This window comes from [Ruminococcus] torques ATCC 27756 (assembly GCF_000153925.1).
In the GTDB taxonomy this organism is placed as follows: domain Bacteria; phylum Bacillota; class Clostridia; order Lachnospirales; family Lachnospiraceae; genus Mediterraneibacter; species Mediterraneibacter torques.
The window spans coordinates 104424-124538 of sequence record NZ_DS264356.1; the positions used below are offsets into that span (position 1 = coordinate 104424).

Here is a 20115-nt window from a genome sequence, read left to right on the forward strand (position 1 = left end):
CTTTATTTTACTCTTCAACACGGATCATATGAAGGATTCCCTCAAATTTCTCCGCGATCTTTCTGTATGCTCCCTCTGTCATCACTTCTGTTATGATACCGAACTCATTTTCAAGACCTTCCGCTCTCACAAAAGTCACTGCTCCAAATGCCGCTTCTGTTTCTTCCCGACGCATTTTTTCGTCGCCGCTGATCCGTACAAAGAAACGTTTTTCCGTATCCTCTATCGGAAGAAGTTCCAGCTTTTCATTTTTCCACATTGTCATAATATTTCTGTGAAGATGTTTTGCTTCATCTACAACATCCGCTACAACAGCGCTCGCCGTAGGAAGTTTTCCTGCTCCGCTTCCGTAAAACATTGCGTCTCCAAGCATATTTCCGTTTACAAACACTGCGTTGAACACACCGTTTACGCTATAAAGCGGATGTTCATTTCCAAGAAGCGCCGGAGCAACGATCGCATGGAGGTGGTCGCCGTCACGCTTACTCGATGCAAGAAGTTTGATCGTCATTTTCATCTCTTTTGCATACATCATATCTTCTTTTGTTATCTGCGTGATACCTTCTGTGTAAATATCTTCAAAATCAACCTGATGTCCTGAAATAAGAGAAGAAAGAATCGCGATTTTCCGGCATGCGTCATATCCTTCTACATCAGCCTCAGGATTGCGCTCCGCAAAGCCGTTATCCTGCGCTTCTTTAAGCACTTCGTCGTACTGAGCACCTTCATAAAACATCTTCGTAAGCATATAGTTTGTCGTTCCGTTCAAAATTCCGGTAATCTCCTCAATGCGGTCTGCCGTCAGCGAAGAATTTAACGCGCGGATAATCGGGATACCTCCTCCTACACTTGCTTCAAACAGGAAATTGATCTCCCGCTCTCTTGCGATAGACAGAAGAGTCGCGCCATGCTTTGCCACAAGCGCTTTGTTGGATGTCGCCACGCTCTTTCCCGCTTCCAGACACCGTTTTACAAATGTATACGCCGGTTCTACTCCACCCATTACTTCCACTACGATTTGAACTTCCGGATCATTAATGATCACATCAATGTCATGCACTATCTTTTCCTGTATCGGATCTCCCGGAAAATCTCTCAGATCAAGAACATATTTGACACTGATTTCATCTCCTGCTCTCTGATTGATAACATCCTTATTTTTTTCGAGCACTTCTACAACTCCCGAACCGACTGTGCCATATCCCAATACCGCTATACTTATCATCCTATTCTTCCTTTCCTATCCCTTTTTCTGTTCGTAACATTTCACAAAACCACTATTAGCCAAAACAGGCTTCCGATCACTGCTCGGATGCCTGTTCTGTATTTGCACTTAAATATGCGTTGATAAACGGATCGATATTTCCGTCCATCACTCCGCCTACGTTACTTACTTCCGCATTTGTACGGTGATCTTTCACCATCGTATACGGCTGCATGACATAGGAACGGATCTGATTTCCAAAATTAATATCCCTTACTTCTCCGCGGATATCAGACATTTTTTCCGCCTGTTCCTGCTGCTTCATCAAATAAAGCTTTGATTTGAGCATCTGCATCGCTTTATCCTTGTTCATATGCTGAGAGCGTTCATTCTGACACTGAACTACGATTCCGGTCGGAAGATGCGTAATACGCACTGCCGAGGACGTCTTATTTATATGCTGACCTCCCGCGCCGCTGGAACGATATGTGTCGATCTTCAGATCATCGTCATTGATCTCTATATCGATATCTTCCTCTATATCCGGAATCACATCACAGGATGCAAATGATGTCTGACGCTTTCCTGCCGAATTAAACGGAGAAATACGCACGAGACGGTGTACTCCTTTTTCCGAGCGAAGATATCCGTATGCATTCTCGCCCTTCACCTCAAAAGTCACGCCTTTTACTCCTGCCACATCTCCCTCAAGATAATCCAGCTCTTCGATACTGTACCCTTTCTTTTCCGCCCACCTCGTATACATACGGTAGAGCATTCCGGTCCAGTCACAAGATTCTGTACCGCCCGCCCCGGCATGAAGCGTCACGATCGCATTATCTCTGTCATATGGTCCTGTAAGAAGTGTCCCGATACGCAATTCTTCAAACGTCTCTTCAAACTGCTGCAATTCTTCTTCAATCTCTTCCGCTGTTTCCTCGCTGTCTTCTTCCTCGCTCATCTCAATCAGAAGCATCATATCCTCATAATCTGAATACAGCTTTTCGATTTCTTTTACAGAGTCCTGCAGCCCTTTTAATTCTTTCATTACTTGTTGGGAAACTTCCGGATCATCCCAAAATCCCGGTTCTTCCAAACGCTTCTCCAACTCTTCAACCCGCAGCTTCTTAGAAGCTAAGTCAAAGTGAATCCCTCAAATCTTTCAGCGGTTCTTCATATGCGCTTAGTCTTAACTTCAGTTCATCTAACAAAACCACCTTGATCACCTCTTTCATTTATTATACAAATCCTGTCTTATCTTTTATTATACGGATTCTATTGTTTTTTATAATACCGTCTATTACACCGGTTTTCTTCCACAGCATTGTTTGTATTTTTTCCCGCTTCCGCAAGGACATGGATCGTTCGGATAAACTTTCTTATCTTCCCGCTTTTTCGGAGCGCGTACGGAAGTGTCATCCTTATTTGTTCCTGTAACTTTCGCTACCTCTTCTCTTTCTACTTTCTGCTCGACACGAACATTGAACAGTGTACGGATCGTTGTCTCGGCGATCATATTTGTCATCTCGCCAAACATATTATACCCTGTCATCTTATACTCAACAAGCGGATCTCTCTGTCCGTATGCCTGAAGACCGATTCCCTGACGAAGCTGATCCATATCGTCGATATGATCCATCCATCTTGCATCGATTACTTTTAGAAGTACGACACGCTCTAACTCTCGGATCTGTTCTGCTTCCGGGAATTCCGCTTCTTTCACTTCATACGCTTTCACCGCACGTTCTTTCAAGAGATGTTTCAGCTCTTTTTGACGCATATCAATACATTCTTTCTCTGACGGAAGCTCCATCATCGGAATAATCTTATGCAAGTTCAGCTCCAGACCTTTTACATCCCAGTCTTCTGCTGCCGCTTCCGGAGAGGCGAAACGGTCTGTAATATTTTCAACATATTCTGTGATCATATTATAGACGGTATCTCTCATGCTCTCGCCGTCGAGAACCCTTCTTCTCTCTCCGTAAATGATCTCTCTTTGCTCGTTCATAACCTGATCATACTCAAGCAGATTTTTACGGATACCGAAGTTGTTTGTCTCCAGTTTTTTCTGTGCTGTCTCTATCGCATTGGAAAGCATCTTATGCTCCAACTGTTCCCCGTCTGCAACACCCAGCGCATTAAAAGCTCCCATAAGACGGTCCGAACCGAACAGACGAAGAAGATCATCTTCCAGTGAAATATAAAATCTTGATTCACCCGGATCTCCCTGACGACCGGAACGTCCTCTAAGCTGATTGTCAATACGTCTTGACTCATGCCTTTCCGTACCGATAATCTTTAATCCGCCTGCCGCTCTCGCATCTTCATCAAGTTTAATATCCGTACCACGACCTGCCATGTTCGTCGCGATCGTTACGGCGCCGTGAACACCTGCATCCGCTACGATCTCTGCTTCCTGCTCGTGATATTTCGCATTCAGAACGTTATGTTTGATTCCTTCTTTTTTCAGCATACCGCTCAAAAGTTCGGACACTTCTATCGTGATCGTTCCGACAAGAACCGGCTGACCTGTAGCATGAGCTCTCTTTACTTCTTCAACGACAGCATGATATTTTTCTGCTTTTGTTTTATATACCGCATCTTCAAGGTCTTTTCTCTGAACCGGTTTGTTTGTCGGGATTTCTATAACGTCCATTCCGTAAATATCACGGAACTCTTTTTCTTCTGTAAGAGCCGTACCTGTCATACCGCTCTTCTTCTCAAATTTATTAAACAAGTTCTGGAATGTGATCGTCGCAAGCGTCTTGCTCTCTCTGCGCACTTTTACGTGTTCCTTCGCCTCAATCGCCTGATGCAGCCCGTCCGAATAACGTCTTCCCGGCATGATACGTCCTGTAAATTCATCGACGATCATAACCTCTCCTTCTGCATTCACAACATAGTCCTGATCTTTAAACATCAGATTATGCGCGCGCAAAGCAAGGATAATATTATGCTGGATCTCCAGATTTTCCGGATCGGCAAGATTTTCAATATGGAAGAATTTCTCTACTTTCTTAACTCCGTCTTCTGTCAGGTTAATTGCCTTTTCCTTTTCATTGACAATAAAATCACCCGTCTCTTCGATATCCTCTCCCATAATCGCATTCATCTTGGAGAATTCTCCGCTTGCCTCGCCACGTTCAAGCTGACGGGCAAGAATATCACACGCTTCATAAAGCTTTGTCGATTTTCCGCTCTGCCCGGAAATAATAAGCGGCGTTCTCGCCTCGTCGATCAAAACAGAGTCAACCTCATCGATGATCGCAAAATTCAGACCTCTTTGTACGAGCTGTTCTTTATATATGACCATGTTGTCACGCAGATAGTCAAATCCGAGTTCATTATTCGTTACATAAGTAATATCGCAGTCATATGCCGCACGGCGCTCTTTATTGTCCATTCCGTTTAAAATAACACCGACTGTCAATCCAAGAAATTCATGTACTTTTCCCATCCATTCAGCGTCACGTTTTGCCAGATAATCATTGACCGTAACGATATGGACGCCTTTTCCTGAAAGTGCGTTCAGATAAGCCGGAAGTGTAGACACAAGCGTCTTACCTTCACCTGTACGCATCTCGGCAATACGACCCTGGTGCAGAATAATACCACCGATAAGCTGTACTCTGTAATGACGCATACCGATACTTCTCCATGCTGCCTCTCTTACAACGGCATAAGCCTCAGGAAGAATGTCGTCAAGCGTCTCTCCTTCATTCAGTCTGTCCTTAAACTCCTTTGTTTTTCCTTTCAGTTCCTCATCTGACAGCGCCTCCATCGCAGGAGCAAGAGCTTCGATCCGGTCTACGATCGGATAAATTCTTTTCAGCTCATTATGGCTGTGGGTTCCGAAAATCTTTTCTATAATACCCATATTCTGTAATTAACTCCTTATATAAATTTAGCATCGGTAATAGCTCCGATGCCACCACTATTCTTCATTTTAACACTAACCAAAGCGTAATTCAATACTCAAAAATTGTTTTGACAACCATACGCGCACCGCCTTTTACGCACAAAAACGATACTCTTATATCGGAAATAATGATCCCATTCAGAATCATTCAATCACCGGAAGTACCAAAAGGCACATTCCGGGAGTGCAAGCGGTCGCCAAGGTCACGGGCAAGCCCGGACTTTGGCTTATCGCCATTGCAAAAAGCACAGAACCCATTCCAAAGGCTCTGTGCTTTTCTCATTCATCCGCACACAATATTTGATTATCCTGTGCTGATTTTTTTATGCATTGCTCTATGCTCTTTTTCTTCTTCTGAAAATAACAACTGCGGAAGCTACCAGCATGAACGCCCAGAACATGATCGGTGTCTGATCGCCTGTCTGAACTGCCTGACCTTTCTGTGAATCCGGATTTTTATCCTCATCTTCCTTAACGTCATCTTTTTTCACAAGCAGTTTCTCTGCATCTTTTAACGCTTTTAACATATCTTCAACGTCTTTTGCCGTCGCTTTCTTGTCTTCCAATACCGCTTTTGCTTTTTCCAAAACGTCTTTATATGCTTTCACTGACGCATCCGTATATCCGCTTAAGTCTTTCTTTTCAGCCGCTTTGATCGCTTCTTTCAATGCTTCTAACTGCTCTTTGCTCGGCTTTTTGTCTTCTTCCTGCGGATTGTCTTTCTCTACGAGAAGCTTGTCTGCATCTTTTAATGTTTTCAGCATATCTTCAACCTCTGTTGCTGTTGTTTCTTTATCTGACAACATTGTTTTTGCTTTTTCCACAACATCTTTATATGCTTCGACAGACGCATCCGTATATCCGCTTAAATCTTTCTTTTCAGCCGCTTTGATCGCTTTCTTTAATTCCTCTAACTTTTCTTTGCTCGGCTTCATTTCCAAATCAACGGCAGCTTTCTGCAGTTTAGCCAAAGCGTCGTCTACCTCTTTTTGTGCCGCCTTCTCATCTTTAAGAACTTCCTGCGCTTTATCATATGCCGCCTTAAAAGCATTCCATGTCGAAGGAGTATACTCTTCTTCTTTATCTGCGTATTTCTTTGCGAAATCTACATAACTCTGAAGCGCAGTCTTATCCACTTTATCCGGACTCGGTTTTGCAGTCAGTCCGCTGATCGCAGTTTCAAGATCCGTCTTCGCCTGATCTACTTCTGTCTGTGAAGCATCCGCGTTTTTAAGTACCGTTTCAGCCGCTGTCAGCGCTTGCGTATACTTCGCTGCGGATTCTTCCGTATATCCCGAAAGATCCCCGTACGCTTTTTTCGCCTCATCAACCGAAGCCTGCAGTTTTGTGAAATCTGCACGTTTTACAAGTCCGTTTACCGCTGTCTCAAGCGCTGTGCGAGCCGCCTCGATATCCGCATCAAGCGCATTTTCATTTTTCAAGACTTCATTTGCCGCATCCAATGCGCTCTTAAACGGCTGCCATGTGGACGGAGTATAGTCTTTTTCAGTCTTATCGCTCACTGCATCGACCAATACTTTCAGGCTTGTCGTGTCACCTATAAAGTCAAGCATATGTACGATTTCAAGCAATTCTGTGTACGCTTCGTCAACCTGCTCCTGTGACGCTTTTTCATTATCTTTCACCTGAACTGCTTTCGCAAGCGCTGCATCTAACGCTTTTTTCACTTCAGGAACGACATGTTCATATTCCGGTTTTTCTTTCGCGCTCTGTGCGTATCCGATCAAAAATTCAAGGAACTGCTTATTTACCTGTTCCGGCTGCGGTTCTTCTTTTTTCGGAGCCATTATACGGATTTCTGCCGCAGATGCAAAGTTCTTTCCTGCCTGATCTGACAATGTTCTCACTGCATATAATCTAACGTTTGTCGCCTCTGTCTGATCAAACTGAGCCCATTTCCATCCTGAATCATTTGTCCATGTTCCTGTCGCCACTTCATGATAAGACTGTCCGTTATCATTGCTTACCTCAATACGGTATTCAACGATCACACCGTTCACCGCGCCGTTTCTTGGAAGTATACGCAGTCCGTTGACAGTCTTGCTCTCTCCCAGGGCAATATCGATCCACAGATTATTCTGGTCGTCGCCTTCATATTTACTGTGCCAAAGCGTTGACACGTCTTTATCCAGAACATATGATGCGGGTCCTTCTTTCCCTGTCTGCGGCTGCGCGCTTCCTGCCGTAGCAGTCATCCCTTCTGTCGGAAGGTCAAACTCATCATTTGCCGCCGGATTTTTTACAGAGTAGTTTTCTAAAATTTCTGCTCCGAGTGTTTTCAGATCCTGCGGTGTCGCAGTTGTCGGATACTCTTTATTGCTGCGTACCCATTCCCATTCCCACTCAAACCAGTCGATATTACTCTCATAATCCGTTCCCGAAAGCTCGTTTGTTCTTGCTGTGATCCAGCGCTGCCATCTTGCTTTATAGAAATCACCGATCAAGCCTGACCACTGACGGTTAGAGTAATCTTTCAGACCGCCTTTTTCCGCCTGATTTTTCGATCCCCATGTAGTAACGAGCGCTTTTGCATTGAACTCATACAGTTCTTTTGTAAAGTCATCCGCATTATTTGCAAGCGCTTTTGCCTGCTCTACCCATCTTCCGAGAAGGAAGTATTCGCTTGTTCCCGTTACTTTTTCCATGTCTTCGATCACTGACATGAATTTTTCCGAATATGTTTTAAAGCTGTCCAGATCTTTTGCGCTGAACGCTGCAGACATACCTTTTTGATATTCCTGAGCGCTGTTGGAAAGTACCTGCTGCAAAACATTTGCCAGATCGTACTGATATCCTGCGCTGTCTTTCAGCTTATCATAATCAGCTAACAGAAGCGCTGCCGCTTCTTCAAGATCGCCTTTTTCATAGCTGATCACCGCGTTGCCCCATGTAGAAGCCGCCCCGATCGTAAGATTCGGTCTTGCATTTACAACTGACTCCGGCGCACCCTGTCCAAGGCCGTTTAAGCTCGCCTTATATACTGTTTCTTTCAAAATATCCCATGCCTGATTTGCCGACTCACTCTCTGCTCCGTATCTTCTCGTCGCATAATCATCAAGCCATGTGTCAAGATCGATCACTTCCATCTTCTGTGACGCATCATCCTGCCAGATCGTCTCGAACAAGAAATCATACAATACCGGGTTATTTACACTCGCCTCAGGAGTGATTCCGATTCCCGCGATATATTTCGTCTCATTAAATACTTTCGGAATATTATTTGCAAGGTTGTCAAGATGTCCGTGCAGTCCGAGACGTCCTCCGAAGTTATTCAGCATACAGAACAGCCACGGAGTCTTGTCAAATTCTTCCTCGTCTCCATATGCTTCCGCGCCGGGACGTCCTTCATCATAATGCGGGTCTTTCTCTGCGTACAAGTCAAGAATCAGCGCATGATCTGTTCCCTTTTCCACTCTGTCAAGACCGTTTAACAATGCAGTTGTCGGATTACCCTGCCATGACTGGATGATCCAAACCGCATCTTTGTCTGCCGTGATCATTTCAGTTAATACTTTTTCCGAAATGTCGGACGCATTCATACCGCCTGTAATGCCGCCTTCGTGGAACGGGTCTGTCGCATAATAGTTGCTTACGTCTCCGTAAACTTCTTTCTGACACTGATAGAATTTCTTCGCATATTTTTCAAATGTAGAAGAAGTTGTCTTTAACATCGTCGGACGCTGGAAGGAACACCACTCGCCCTGCTCGATCACTTCTGCATTTTTGTCATAATCGTGAATATTTGTCGGAACCATTCCGCTGTAACCTTGCAGTACAGGCTGCATTCCGAGTTTTCTCATAATAAGCTGATTCTTTCTTGCCAGCTCTGTTCTCTCTTCAAACCACGAGTCATGCACCGGGCCTCCGAAACCGGAAAGGTTCGCCATATATGCCCACGCATAATATGCAGGTCCTGCAATAAAGTCTTTAATATCTTCGTGAGAATATCCAAGTTCTCCTAAAAATCTTCTCCATACTTCTTCCTGCGCTGTCGCGTCAAGAACGACGTTCACGCCGTTTAACGCCAGCCAGTCTAACTCGTCACGCCATTCCTGCTCTCCCCAGAACGCCATAGAATAAGAAAGCGTACAGTAGTTATAAGAGTAGCGGACTTCCGCCTTCGTCTCTTTAAATACTTTTTCTGTCACAACAGGTTTATTTTCCGGCATATCTGCCTGATCTCCCACTTGTGAAAGATTTACCTGACAGAAATATTTCAGATAATGGTTCAGTCCTGTCGCAAGAGAAACACCGTCGTTTCCTTTGATTTTCACCTGATCTCCATCCATGGAAAGTTCAAAGTAATCATAACCGTTCTTTTTCGGATTCTCCGCAAGTTCAAGCTTAAACCAGTCTTTGTAAGCTTTTCCGAGTCTTCTTTCGATAATACCGTAAACTTCGTTTTTCGTATCATTTTCTGTAATCTCTACATTATATTCTGACTCTTCATATTTTACTGTATTGATCTCAGGTCTTTTCTGAACTTCTGACTTGCTCTCTTTTCCTGTCACACGGACTTCGTTCAGTACAGCCGCCGTAGACGCGGAATTATATTCCATATAAACGCGGACGATTCTCGCTTCTTTTCCTTCCGCCTGGTAAACTTCTCCCTTTTCAGCATCACAGGAATCTTTTGATGTCTTCTCTGCCAGTTTATCAAAATCTCTTCCGTCCATACTTGTATAGATCGTATACTGAGAATATCCATTCTCCGGTGTATATACTTCTACCGTATCAAGGTTATAATTTTTCTCCAGATCAATATCTACATAAGACGGATAATATGCGCCGGTCCACTGTGTCTTTTTGCTTCCGTCCGTAATATTTTTCGCCGTATTTTTTCCAGACGGCGTATGTACCGGTTTCTTAAATGCGATACTGCCTGTATCCTGTACTTCGATCTCGCTTCCGTACACCTCAAACTCTGCCACTGCCGGCCATCCGTTCTGCGTTCCGCCCTGTGTCTTACAAGAATGCATAACAATCTTCACTTCTGAATACTGCGCGGCATTAAACTTATAAACCTGCGCATAATTATCTGTACGGTTTGCCTTCTGGTGATCTGCAATCTTCGTATAATCGCTGTCTCCTGCTTTCTTCGCCAGGATGCTGTACTCGAACGCGAAATCAACACTGTCCGTATCTCCCACATGCTCAAAAGCAATGCGGAACGCATCCATCGTTCTTGCCTCGTCAAAATTCAAAGCGATGTACTTCTCTGAAGTCTGCGCTTCATTGTGGAACTTATACAATGTTTTGTCGTTTCCGTCAACAAGGTTTGCTGATCCTTCAGATTGATTTTCGTTTCCGTCTGTTGTGATCTTCGCCTGATTTGCAATGTTATTGTAATCAGACACTTTTTCTTCCTGCTCTTCAAACACTTCCACTTCCTGAACCGACGGCCAGAACGCGCCCTGACTTCCATCAGAATTCTGCGGATCGGAAAGCGTTACATAAATATGCGTTGCCGACTTCGGCACGTCCGCTGTAAACTCTTCTTTTGAATCTACCGTCATTCTCTTGCTTCCGAAATCAATCAAATCCGTTGTAATGCCGTTCTGTGCATACTGAACTGTCACAAGCGCCGTTCTTCCTGTACTGTTATCCCCGTCTTCGCCAAGTTCTACAGCCACTTTTGAAATACTGCGTCCTTTATCCAACTGGATCACAGCCGTTGCAGGCCACGTTCCTTGTGTCTGCCAGCTTGTTTTCGGATCACCGTCATTGATGTTTCCGATTACATAACTTCCATTCTCACCGTTCTGCGTACTTACCGTACCGTTAACGGCAACATTGACAAGCGTTGTCTTCGCCTCTGCTTTTTGCGGAGCTATGCCCGCAAATGCGCTAATAACCATGCAGGAAGCAAGAATCGATGATACGATCTTTCTAATCTTCTTTTGCATTCTTCCACTCCTTTATCAATAATATCAGACCGAAGCGGCAGATCTGTTTTCGATGTCATTGCAGATTTCTGCATAAAATGCTGCGCGAATACAGGCAGAAAAAAAGATCCGATATTCTCCGGCATAATGCATAGAAAATATCTGATCTTATCTGTTCAAAGCCGCCATCTATGTCTTTGCTCTTTATCAGAATAGCAAATTTTCTCAAAAATGTCAATTTATACATTTGTATTGCTTGTTGTACATTTGCACCGCTTATATCATGCTCTTTTCTATCTATTAATACCAAACAGACCTTTCAAAATATACCATTTTTTCTCAAATAGTCACCTGTTATGCATCTTTTCATCAGTTATATTTGTTCACAATTTTTCTATATGAAACAGTTCCTCCGAAAAGATCGAGGGCGCTTCCTATCGTAAAGTCAAGTTGTCCGCCGCCCAAACTCCGAAACCGTTCCAAATCGTCTTCCGAACTGATTCCTCCGGCGTATGTAATCGGAATTTTTCCCCATTGCCCAAGCATATGTACAAGTTGTTCTTCCATTCCCGATCGTTTTCCCTCTACATCAACGCCGTGGATCAAAAACTCATCACAATAAGAAGATAATTCCTCAAGAACAGCGGCGTTCAAACGTAGATTCGTATATTTTTGCCAACGATCTGTAACTACATAATAATCTTCACCTTGTTTTCGGCAGCTCAAATCGAGCACGATATGCTCTTTTCCTACGGCATGAACAAGCTTCTTTAGATTTTCTCTGCAAAATTCTCCTCCGCGAAACACATACGATGTGACGATCACATGGCTCGCTCCGCATTCTATATATTCATATGCATTCTCGTCTGTAATCCCTCCTCCTATCTGCAGTCCTTTCGGATAAACACGAAGAGCCTCTTTCGCCTGTTGTTTTGTCTGTTCATAATATTCTGACTGCCGGCTGTTTAAAAGAATAATATGACCTCCTCTCAGACAATCTTCCTTATACATATTCGCATAAAATGCGGCGTTTAAATCAGATGCGAAATTCGTCTTTGCCATGTTCCCCTCATCTTTTAAACTTCCACCGACAATCTGTTTTACTTTTCCGTTATGAATATCAATGCACGGTCTGAATTTCATCTGCCCTTCTCCTTATGTATTGTTTACACTATTACAAGATCGACCGCAGACATAAAGTTCCTTCTCTCTGCGGTCGAATCAATCCCGATTATTTTATAACTGTTCTTATCATGCGACAAAAAACTATCTCATAGAGTCATCGGCATTTCCTGTTGCATCTCCCTGATCTGTATTTTTCATACGGTCGCCTTCTTTTTTCGCTCCGTTTTCATCAGTCAGATCATCCGCCGCATTGTCAACACCGTCTGTGACATCGTCTGTCACATCGTCAATTCCGTCTGTGACATCATCTGTTACGTCATCAACTCCCTGAGTCACATCATTTACCGCATCATCAAGAATACCGTCTCCTTTTTTATCTGACTTGTCCGACGCATCGTTGCGATCGTTGTCTCTGTCTTTATCCGTTGTCGTCTGATCCGCCGCATTATCTGTTTTATCTTTGCCCGCACATGCTGTCATGCCAAACAAAGTGAACACACAGAGCGTCAGCAAAATGAGTTGTTTCATTTTTTTCATAAGAATATCTCCCTTTCCATAAATATTGTTGTAGTTCTAATATCTGCAATATTTTCAATATTTATACATTCGGGATTTTTTCTTTTTGCTACAGAGCCTTTTTCCTCAGTTTTTCCATCGCTTTTGATTCAATCTGACGCACACGCTCTCTTGTTATACCAAGACTTTCACCGATTTCTTCTAATGTATATGTGCGGTCTTTCCCCAATCCAAACCGAAGGCTGATCACTTCTTTCTCTCTGTCGTTCAAAGTTTCAAGAAGTTCTTGTACTTCTTCTTTCCTGACAAGAACGTCCATCGCATCTTCCGGCGTCGTCTCAGATCTGTCTTCTACAAAATCTCCAAGACTGTCCTCGCCATCTTCCCCTACCGGAGTTTCCAAAGATACCGGATTTCGAATATAAGAAAGAATATTTTTCACTTCCTCTTCTGTCCGGTCGCCAAGCTTCTTTGCAATCTCCCCCGGTTCTGCTTCTCTTCCGAATTCCTGCTGCAGTTCTTTTGCTGCTTTTTGCACCCGTTTTATATTTTCCGCAACGTGAACCGGAACTCGAATTTCTCTTGACTGCTGATCGATGGCTCTTGTAATTGCCTCTTTGATCCACCATGACGCGTAAGTTGAAAAACGGTTATCTTTCGTATAGTCATACTTTTCGGCAGCATGCATCAATCCGATATTTCCTTCCTGAATCAGATCCATTAACGGCAAACCTCTTCCCGTATAATGTTTTGCGATAGAAACGACGAGACGAAGATTCCCTTCTTCCAGTCTCGCTCTTGCGGATTCGTCTCCGTCTGAGATTCTTCTGCCCAATTCTTTTTCTTCCGTCTCGTCCAACAGAGGAATCTCCCCTATCTCATTCAAATAGATCCGAAGCGGTTCTGACTCCTGAATTTCTTCTTTTCCCATACAAACCTCACTTTTATTTATCTGTTTTATATTCTCTTTATGTTCTGTTATATATCCGATACCTGCTATCGTTTTTCTCTGAGCTCACCGTTTCTGTATGCGACAAGCAGTCGTTCAAGATCTTTTACCTGACGTTTGAGTTCCTCACCGATATCCGTATCTCCGACTAAAAGCCTCTCCCTGACTCTTTTCACTATCATCGTTTCGGAATGGATATCTTTTTCCTTTGCGATCGCCGACTCTGTAGATTCAAACGGCTCGTGCGCAACAAGCAGAAGTCCATATGAATTAAAGATCAAAGTATAACCTGCAATTCCGGTTTCTTTCTGATACGCTTTGGAAAATCCGCCGTCGATCACAAGCACTTTCCCGCCGCATTTCACGGGATTTTCCCCGTCTTTTCGTTTCACCGGAACATGTCCGTTGACAATATGAGACACCGCCGGGTCTAACCCAAACTCTTCCAATATCTGATTGATAACTTTTTCATTTTCAAGCAGGGAGTAATACGGATTCTTTTTCTCTATGTGAGTTTCCGCATCTTGCAGAAAATACCGTTCAAAAGTTGCCATCTTATCTTTTCCGAAAAGCGGAGAATCAGGATGCAGCCATATATACCACATGATGTCCTTTCCATCCTGCCTTTCATTCTCATCAAGAGCAAAAAAGCCTTTTCTCACATAAGAATCCAGAACATCATAAAGTTCTTTTCCACCGTAAGACTTGCCGAAAAGCCGAATTTCTTTCAATTTTCCGTCTTCTGTGAGCGGAACACATCCGTGATAGAGAAGATTATCATTGTAAACTTTATACAAACTTCCCTTGTTCAGCAAAAACCTCATATGCCTTTGAAGCTTCTCACAGTGCAGAAACGCCTTTTCAAGCCGCTTCATGATCTCCTCTTCCTCTTGAGTAAAAGCGTACGGATCTTTCGGATCGACTGTAGGAAACGCCGTATCCAAAAGCGGATATTTCTTTCCGTCCAGTTCAATCGTACCTTTTTCAAAATCAATTCTGTGCAAAAGCGCCCTGTTTTCTAAATGAAATGCTTTCTGCCGACGGATGATCTGCCCTTCCACTTTAAATTGAATGATGGAGATTGCTTTATGAATCCTCATATTCATTTGCATCTCATCAGGATCTATCCCTTCAACCGCTTTTAACCGAAAACAAATACACGGATCATCCCCGTAAATCCGAAGGGCAAATGCTGCCAGAGGAAGAAGATTGATCCCATATCCATCCTCCAAAATATCGAGATTTCCGTAACGTGCACAGATGCGGATCACATTCGCAATACAGCCCCATTGTCCCGCAGCCGCTCCCATCCAAAGTATATCATGATTTCCCCACTGAATATCGACAGAGTGATAAGACATCAGTTTATCCATAATAATATGAGGACCGGGACCTCTGTCATAAATATCGCCGACAATATGCAGATGATCTACAACGAGCCTTTGGATCAACTCTGAAATTGCCTCGATAAAATCTTCTGCTCTTCCGATCCGTATAATCGTTGAAATAATCTCATTATAATATGATTCCTTATCATGTACCTCCGCTTTCTCCGTGATCAGTTCCTCGATCACATAAGCAAAATTTGGGGGAAGCGCCTTTCTTACTTTCGACCGCGTATACTTGCTCGCCGCTCTTTTGGCAACTTCGATCAAACGATATAGATGTACTTTATACCAGTCTTCCATATTCGTCTCTGTCTGCCGGATCAGGTCCATCTTTGCTCTCGGATAATAGATCAGCGTTGCCAAAGATTTCTTATCTGCGGCACTCATCGTATTTCCGAACACATCCTCGATCTTTCTTCGGACAGATCCGGATCCGTTTTTTAAAACATGAGAAAAAGCCTCATACTCACCGTGTACATCTGTCAGAAAATGTTCTGTTCCTTTCGGCAGATTCAAAATCGCCTGAAGATTGATGATCTCCGTCGATGCCGCCGCGATTGTCGGATATAAGTCTGACAATCGGGTCAAATACCGTTTCTGGAGTTCTTTCAGTTCTTTATATTCTTCTTTCATGCTTGTCTGCCCCCTTGTTCCACAATACACCGCACAATTTATATCTCTCATGTACGTCGGATGTCACAATCCGACCACATCGCTCATATCATACATACCGCTTTCTTTTCCGGCAAGGAATTTTGCCGCCTCGACAGCGCCTTTTCCGAATACGCTTCTCGAGTATGCCGTATGTTTAAATTCGATCACTTCGTCTGTTCCCGCAAAGATCACCTCATGTTCCCCTACGATCGTACCTCCGCGAAGAGCTGAAATTCCGATTTCTTTTGCATCACGTTTCTGGCGGACAGTGCTTCTGTCATATACATAATGATATTCGTTTCCAAGCGCTTCATTCACCGAATCCGCAAGTGCAAGCGCTGTTCCGCTCGGGGCATCCAGTTTCTGATTGTGATGTTTTTCCACAAGTTCAATATCATATCCCGCCGGAGCAAGCACTTTTGCCGCATCTTTTAAAAGTTTTAAAAGGAGATTAATTCCAAGAGACATATTCGCCGACTTTAACACCGCCGTCTTCTCTGCCGCCTTCTCTGCTTTTGCAAGCTGCTCTTCCGAAAGTCCTGTCGTGCAAAGCACAACCGGAAGTTTCTTATCCACGCAATAATCCAAAAGCGAATCCACTGCTCCCGCATTTGAAAAATCGATCACAACATCTGCGTCTTCCGTACATTTTTCCACCGAATCAAATACCGGATAATCATTCGGCGTTTCTGTATATGTGTCAACACCTGCCGTAATAACGGCATTTTCATCATTTTTTACGATCTCCGTGATCATCCTTCCCATTTTTCCGTTGCATCCATGCATCATTATTTTAATCATTTTATTTTCCTCCTGCCTGTATCATTTCACGTTTCAAAAACAATCGTTCACTACAAGTTTTTTTCCTGCGGCTCATTATTGAATCAAAAACGGATTTTTCTCTACTCAAAAAAGGATATCACATTTGAGTTCGCATCTCAACATATGATATCCTTTTCACAAAGTTTCTCGTAACAATTCAGCCACGATAAGCGCACAGTGCGGTTTTACGAATGGCGTGGGCTGAACTGTTACAGTTTCTCGATAACCGGTTCGTCAGATCATACCCGTCTTTATTCCTCATGCAAAGATAAAATCTCTGTAATATTTGACAGGTCGATTTCCGGATCGATCACCTTGAAACCTATCGTAACTTTTGTCACGTTACAGCCGGCTACATTGAATTTATTATACCATGATATAACTCCATGATATGACGATGCAGGTGCATTCCCCTTTTCAATACACTTCGTATGGATCAGATTGTTTTTTAACACCTCATATTCAAAAGAGTCTATCATTAAATAATTGCTGTCATAATAAACCGAAAACTTAGACTCCATATCAAATATATATTTATCGGCAAATTCAAAATAAATCTTCTCTGTCCGGTTATCCTTCGCCTCATATTGTATGGAACAAACTCTGCTCTCATTATGATCAATAAATAAATCTTTTTTAGAACTTTCCTTTTTTAAGATACTTTGTAAATCAGTCTGCTTAAAACTAAGTATCGAATATCCCGCGCATATCAATAAAACAAATACTGCGGCTATTGACAATAATTTGATTTTATCTTTCATGTGAAGTTCCTCATAAACCTTTCAAGACAACTTATCGGGGGGGGGCAGCTACACAACAGTCAAAGCGCCCGCAAAACAGTGCGAACAGTTTTGCGGGCGTTCTGTACGTTAATTCTGTTTACTGATGAAAAATGACAATTCGGTCAGTTTATGAAAATTCCGGCTCGATCAGTCCGAAAGATCCGTCCTTTCTTTTGTATACAACATTTACTTCATCTGTTTCTGCGTTTGAGAAAACGAAAAAGCTATGTCCGAGCAGTTCCATCTGGATGCAGGCATCTTCAGGGAACATCGGTTTAATACCAAACTTTTTCGTGCGGACGATGCGGATTTCATCGTCATCAGATGACTCGTCGTCGGATTCGATAAACTCTTTTTTAATGCTTCCTGACGGAACAGCAGCAGTAGGATGTCCCTGGCTTTTCGCAACAAGTTTGTTTTTATATTTACGAAGCTGCCGTTCAATAACCTCTTCTACAAGGTCGATCGACACATACATGTCGCTGCTCGTCTGCTCGGAGCGGATGATAGATCCTTTTACAGGAATCGTCACTTCGATTTTCTGACGTCCTTTTTCCACGCTAAGCGTTACGATGATTTCTGTTTCAGGAGTGAAATACCTCTCAAGTTTTCCTAACTTTTGTTCGATAGCCTCTTTAAGCCCCGGTGTTACTTCAATGTTTTTTCCGCTGATGATAAAATTCATGCTGTTCAACTCCTTTTTGTATATACTTAACATAAACATGTGTAAAAAGGATGTTTATATTATGAAAATATTATAACACAGAACAGCTCTAATGTATATAATAAATCGTTTTGAATTCTGTAAATTCTTCAAATTTCATTAAATTTTCATAATTTATTTCATCATACTTCTCTTCCGCATCCTTGAATCCAGGATTTTTTTTGCGGATACGCAGCGTCTTCGGCGTCACCTCCAAAAGCTCGTCGGTGTCGATAAAATCAAGAGCCTGCTCAAGACTTAAAATTTTAGGCGGAGTCAGTCTCAAAGCTTCATCTGCGCTGGAGGAACGTGTATTTGTCAGATGCTTTGTCTTACATACGTTCAACTCAATATCATCTGTTTTTCCATTCTGGCCGATCACCATACCTGAATAAACCTTTTCTCCCGGTCCGATAAACAAAGTTCCGCGTTCCTGCGCGCTGTATAAACCATAAGTTACAGATTCACCTGTCTCAAATGCGATAAGCGATCCCTGCTTACGATACTGGATATCGCCTTTGTACGGCTCATATCCGTCGAAGCTTGTATTAATGATACCGTTTCCTTTTGTATCTGTCATAAATTCTCCGCGATATCCGATCAATCCTCTGGACGGAATGGAAAACTCAAGACGTGTGTAACCGCCGTTGGAAACCCCCATATTGCGAAGTTCTCCTTTTCTTTGGCCGAGTTTTTCGATTACAACTCCTGTAAATTCATCCGGCACATCAATATAAGCTGTCTCGATCGGCTCAAGTTTCTTTCCGTTTTCATCCGTATGATAGAGAACTTCCGCTTTGCTTACTGCAAACTCATATCCTTCGCGGCGCATATTTTCAATCAAAACGGACAAATGAAGTTCTCCGCGTCCCGACACTTTAAAACTGTCTGTATTTTCCATTTCTTCCACTCGAAGACTTACGTCTGTGTTCAGCTCTTTAAACAGGCGGTCACGCAGATGGCGGGAAGTTACATATTTTCCTTCCTGTCCGGCAAAAGGACTGTCGTTTACAATAAACTGCATCGCAATCGTCGGTTCTGAAATTTTCTGGAAAGGAATTGCCTCTGCTTTTTCAGGAGAACAAAGCGTATCTCCGATCGATATATCAGAAATACCGGAAATAGCGACGATCGATCCGATCGTTGCACTTTTAACTTCTGTTTTGCTCAATCCGTCAAATTCATATAATTTACTGATCTTTACTTTCTGCTGTTTGTCCGGATCATGGTGATTGACAAGTATCATATCCTGATTCACACTGATCGTTCCGTTATCCACTTTTCCGATACCGATACGTCCGACATATTCGTTGTAATCGATCGTGCTGATCAGCACCTGCGTCGGAGCTTCAGGATCTCCTTCCGGAGCGGGAATATATTCGAGGATCGTTTCAAATAACGGTTTCATGTCCTGCTGCGGATCAGACAGATCAAGGCATGCAACTCCTGCTTTGGCGGATGCATATACAAACGGGCACTCAAGCTGATCGTCAGATGCGCCAAGATCGATGAAAAGTTCAAGAACTTCGTCGATTACATCGTCAGGTCTTGCTTCGGGACGGTCGATCTTGTTGATGCAGACAATGACAGGAAGGCTTAATTCAAGCGCTTTTCTTAATACAAATTTTGTCTGCGGCATTGCGCCTTCAAATGCGTCGACAACGAGGATCACGCCGTTGACCATTTTCAGCACACGTTCTACTTCTCCGCCAAAATCCGCATGTCCCGGCGTATCGATAATGTTGATCTTTGTTCCTTTATAATGAACTGCCGTATTTTTGGACAGGATCGTGATCCCACGTTCCCGCTCAATATCGTTCGAGTCCATAACACGTTCCGCCACTTCCTGATTTTCACGGAAAACACCGCTTTGTTTTAAAAGCTCGTCAACCAATGTCGTCTTTCCGTGGTCAACATGGGCGATGATGGCAATGTTTCTTACATCTTCACGTTTTGTCTTCATAAATATACACTCTTTCTTTATTTTCCCCTGCTAAGGGAGTGATTTATAGTTATAGTTTTACTGCAACTGTTATATTTTATCATAAAATTTTCATTTTACAAGAACGCATGTCGAAATTTTGTGTCGAACGATTCTGTATGAAATCAGTTCTAAACAAGATGAAAAAAACATAAATTTAGTAGTG

At 43.0% G+C, this 20115-nt stretch carries 11 protein-coding genes and 1 pseudogene; all 12 read right to left on the reverse strand.

Annotated features, from left to right (window positions below; translation table 11 throughout):
* Positions 1–7 precede the first annotated feature (7 nt).
* On the reverse strand, positions 8–1225 hold the full coding sequence (locus tag RUMTOR_RS06910) for a homoserine dehydrogenase (RefSeq protein WP_004846471.1): 1218 nt from the start codon (positions 1223–1225) through the stop codon (positions 8–10).
* 76 nt (positions 1226–1301) lie between these two features.
* A protein-coding gene (gene prfB, locus RUMTOR_RS06915) for a peptide chain release factor 2 (RefSeq protein WP_114148667.1) occupies positions 1302–2421 on the reverse strand; the annotation gives its coding sequence in 2 pieces (ribosomal slippage) (positions 1302–2345 and positions 2347–2421; 1119 coding nt in all).
* An 83-nt stretch (positions 2422–2504) separates the two neighbouring features.
* Entirely contained in the window at positions 2505–5081 is a 2577-nt protein-coding gene (gene secA / locus RUMTOR_RS06920; RefSeq protein ID WP_004846474.1) for a preprotein translocase subunit SecA, read from the reverse strand.
* A 377-nt stretch (positions 5082–5458) separates the two neighbouring features.
* Positions 5459–11050, reverse strand: a complete 5592-nt coding sequence (locus RUMTOR_RS06925) for an alpha-N-acetylglucosaminidase TIM-barrel domain-containing protein (RefSeq protein WP_004846476.1) — start codon at positions 11048–11050, stop codon at positions 5459–5461.
* Positions 11051–11398: 348 nt separating this feature from the next.
* Entirely contained in the window at positions 11399–12172 is a 774-nt protein-coding gene (gene hisA, locus RUMTOR_RS06930) for a phosphoribosylformimino-5-aminoimidazole carboxamide ribotide isomerase (protein ID WP_004846478.1), read from the reverse strand.
* Between the two features lie 123 nt (positions 12173–12295).
* Positions 12296–12691: a hypothetical protein gene (locus RUMTOR_RS06935; protein WP_004846479.1), complete on the reverse strand. Its 396-nt coding sequence runs from the start codon at positions 12689–12691 to the stop codon at positions 12296–12298.
* Positions 12692–12779: 88 nt separating this feature from the next.
* Positions 12780–13601, reverse strand: coding sequence for a sigma-70 family RNA polymerase sigma factor (locus RUMTOR_RS06940; protein WP_004846480.1), 822 nt, complete (start codon positions 13599–13601; stop codon positions 12780–12782).
* Positions 13602–13666: 65 nt separating this feature from the next.
* Positions 13667–15640: a fructose-bisphosphatase class III gene (locus RUMTOR_RS06945; protein WP_004846481.1), complete on the reverse strand. Its 1974-nt coding sequence runs from the start codon at positions 15638–15640 to the stop codon at positions 13667–13669.
* Positions 15641–15703: 63 nt separating this feature from the next.
* The gene (gene dapB, locus RUMTOR_RS06950; RefSeq protein ID WP_004846482.1) at positions 15704–16462 is read right to left on the reverse strand and encodes a 4-hydroxy-tetrahydrodipicolinate reductase; all 759 of its coding nucleotides are present in this window, start codon (positions 16460–16462) and stop codon (positions 15704–15706) included.
* Between the two features lie 272 nt (positions 16463–16734).
* Complete coding sequence (locus tag RUMTOR_RS06955) at positions 16735–17244, reverse strand: hypothetical protein (RefSeq protein WP_004846483.1); 510 nt, start codon at positions 17242–17244, stop codon at positions 16735–16737.
* A 148-nt stretch (positions 17245–17392) separates the two neighbouring features.
* Complete coding sequence (gene hpf, locus RUMTOR_RS06960) at positions 17393–17950, reverse strand: ribosome hibernation-promoting factor, HPF/YfiA family (RefSeq protein WP_009242722.1); 558 nt, start codon at positions 17948–17950, stop codon at positions 17393–17395.
* A gap of 153 nt (positions 17951–18103) precedes the next feature.
* Positions 18104–19931 (reverse strand): annotated as a pseudogene (gene typA / locus RUMTOR_RS06965) (translational GTPase TypA).
* Positions 19932–20115 lie beyond the last annotated feature (184 nt).

What these genes read in the sequence shown, in the direction of transcription:
- RUMTOR_RS06910 (WP_004846471.1), bottom strand. Translation starts at nt 1,225, where the DNA reads ATGATAAGTATAGCGGTATTGGGATATGGCACAGTCGGTTCGGGAGTT.
- secA (WP_004846474.1), bottom strand. Translation starts at nt 5,081, where the DNA reads ATGGGTATTATAGAAAAGATTTTCGGAACCCACAGCCATAATGAGCTG.
- RUMTOR_RS06925 (WP_004846476.1), bottom strand. Translation starts at nt 11,050, where the DNA reads ATGCAAAAGAAGATTAGAAAGATCGTATCATCGATTCTTGCTTCCTGC.
- hisA (WP_004846478.1), bottom strand. Translation starts at nt 12,172, where the DNA reads ATGAAATTCAGACCGTGCATTGATATTCATAACGGAAAAGTAAAACAG.
- RUMTOR_RS06935 (WP_004846479.1), bottom strand. Translation starts at nt 12,691, where the DNA reads ATGAAAAAAATGAAACAACTCATTTTGCTGACGCTCTGTGTGTTCACT.
- RUMTOR_RS06940 (WP_004846480.1), bottom strand. Translation starts at nt 13,601, where the DNA reads ATGGGAAAAGAAGAAATTCAGGAGTCAGAACCGCTTCGGATCTATTTG.
- RUMTOR_RS06945 (WP_004846481.1), bottom strand. Translation starts at nt 15,640, where the DNA reads ATGAAAGAAGAATATAAAGAACTGAAAGAACTCCAGAAACGGTATTTG.
- dapB (WP_004846482.1), bottom strand. Translation starts at nt 16,462, where the DNA reads ATGATTAAAATAATGATGCATGGATGCAACGGAAAAATGGGAAGGATG.
- RUMTOR_RS06955 (WP_004846483.1), bottom strand. Translation starts at nt 17,244, where the DNA reads ATGAAAGATAAAATCAAATTATTGTCAATAGCCGCAGTATTTGTTTTA.
- hpf (WP_009242722.1), bottom strand. Translation starts at nt 17,950, where the DNA reads ATGAATTTTATCATCAGCGGAAAAAACATTGAAGTAACACCGGGGCTT.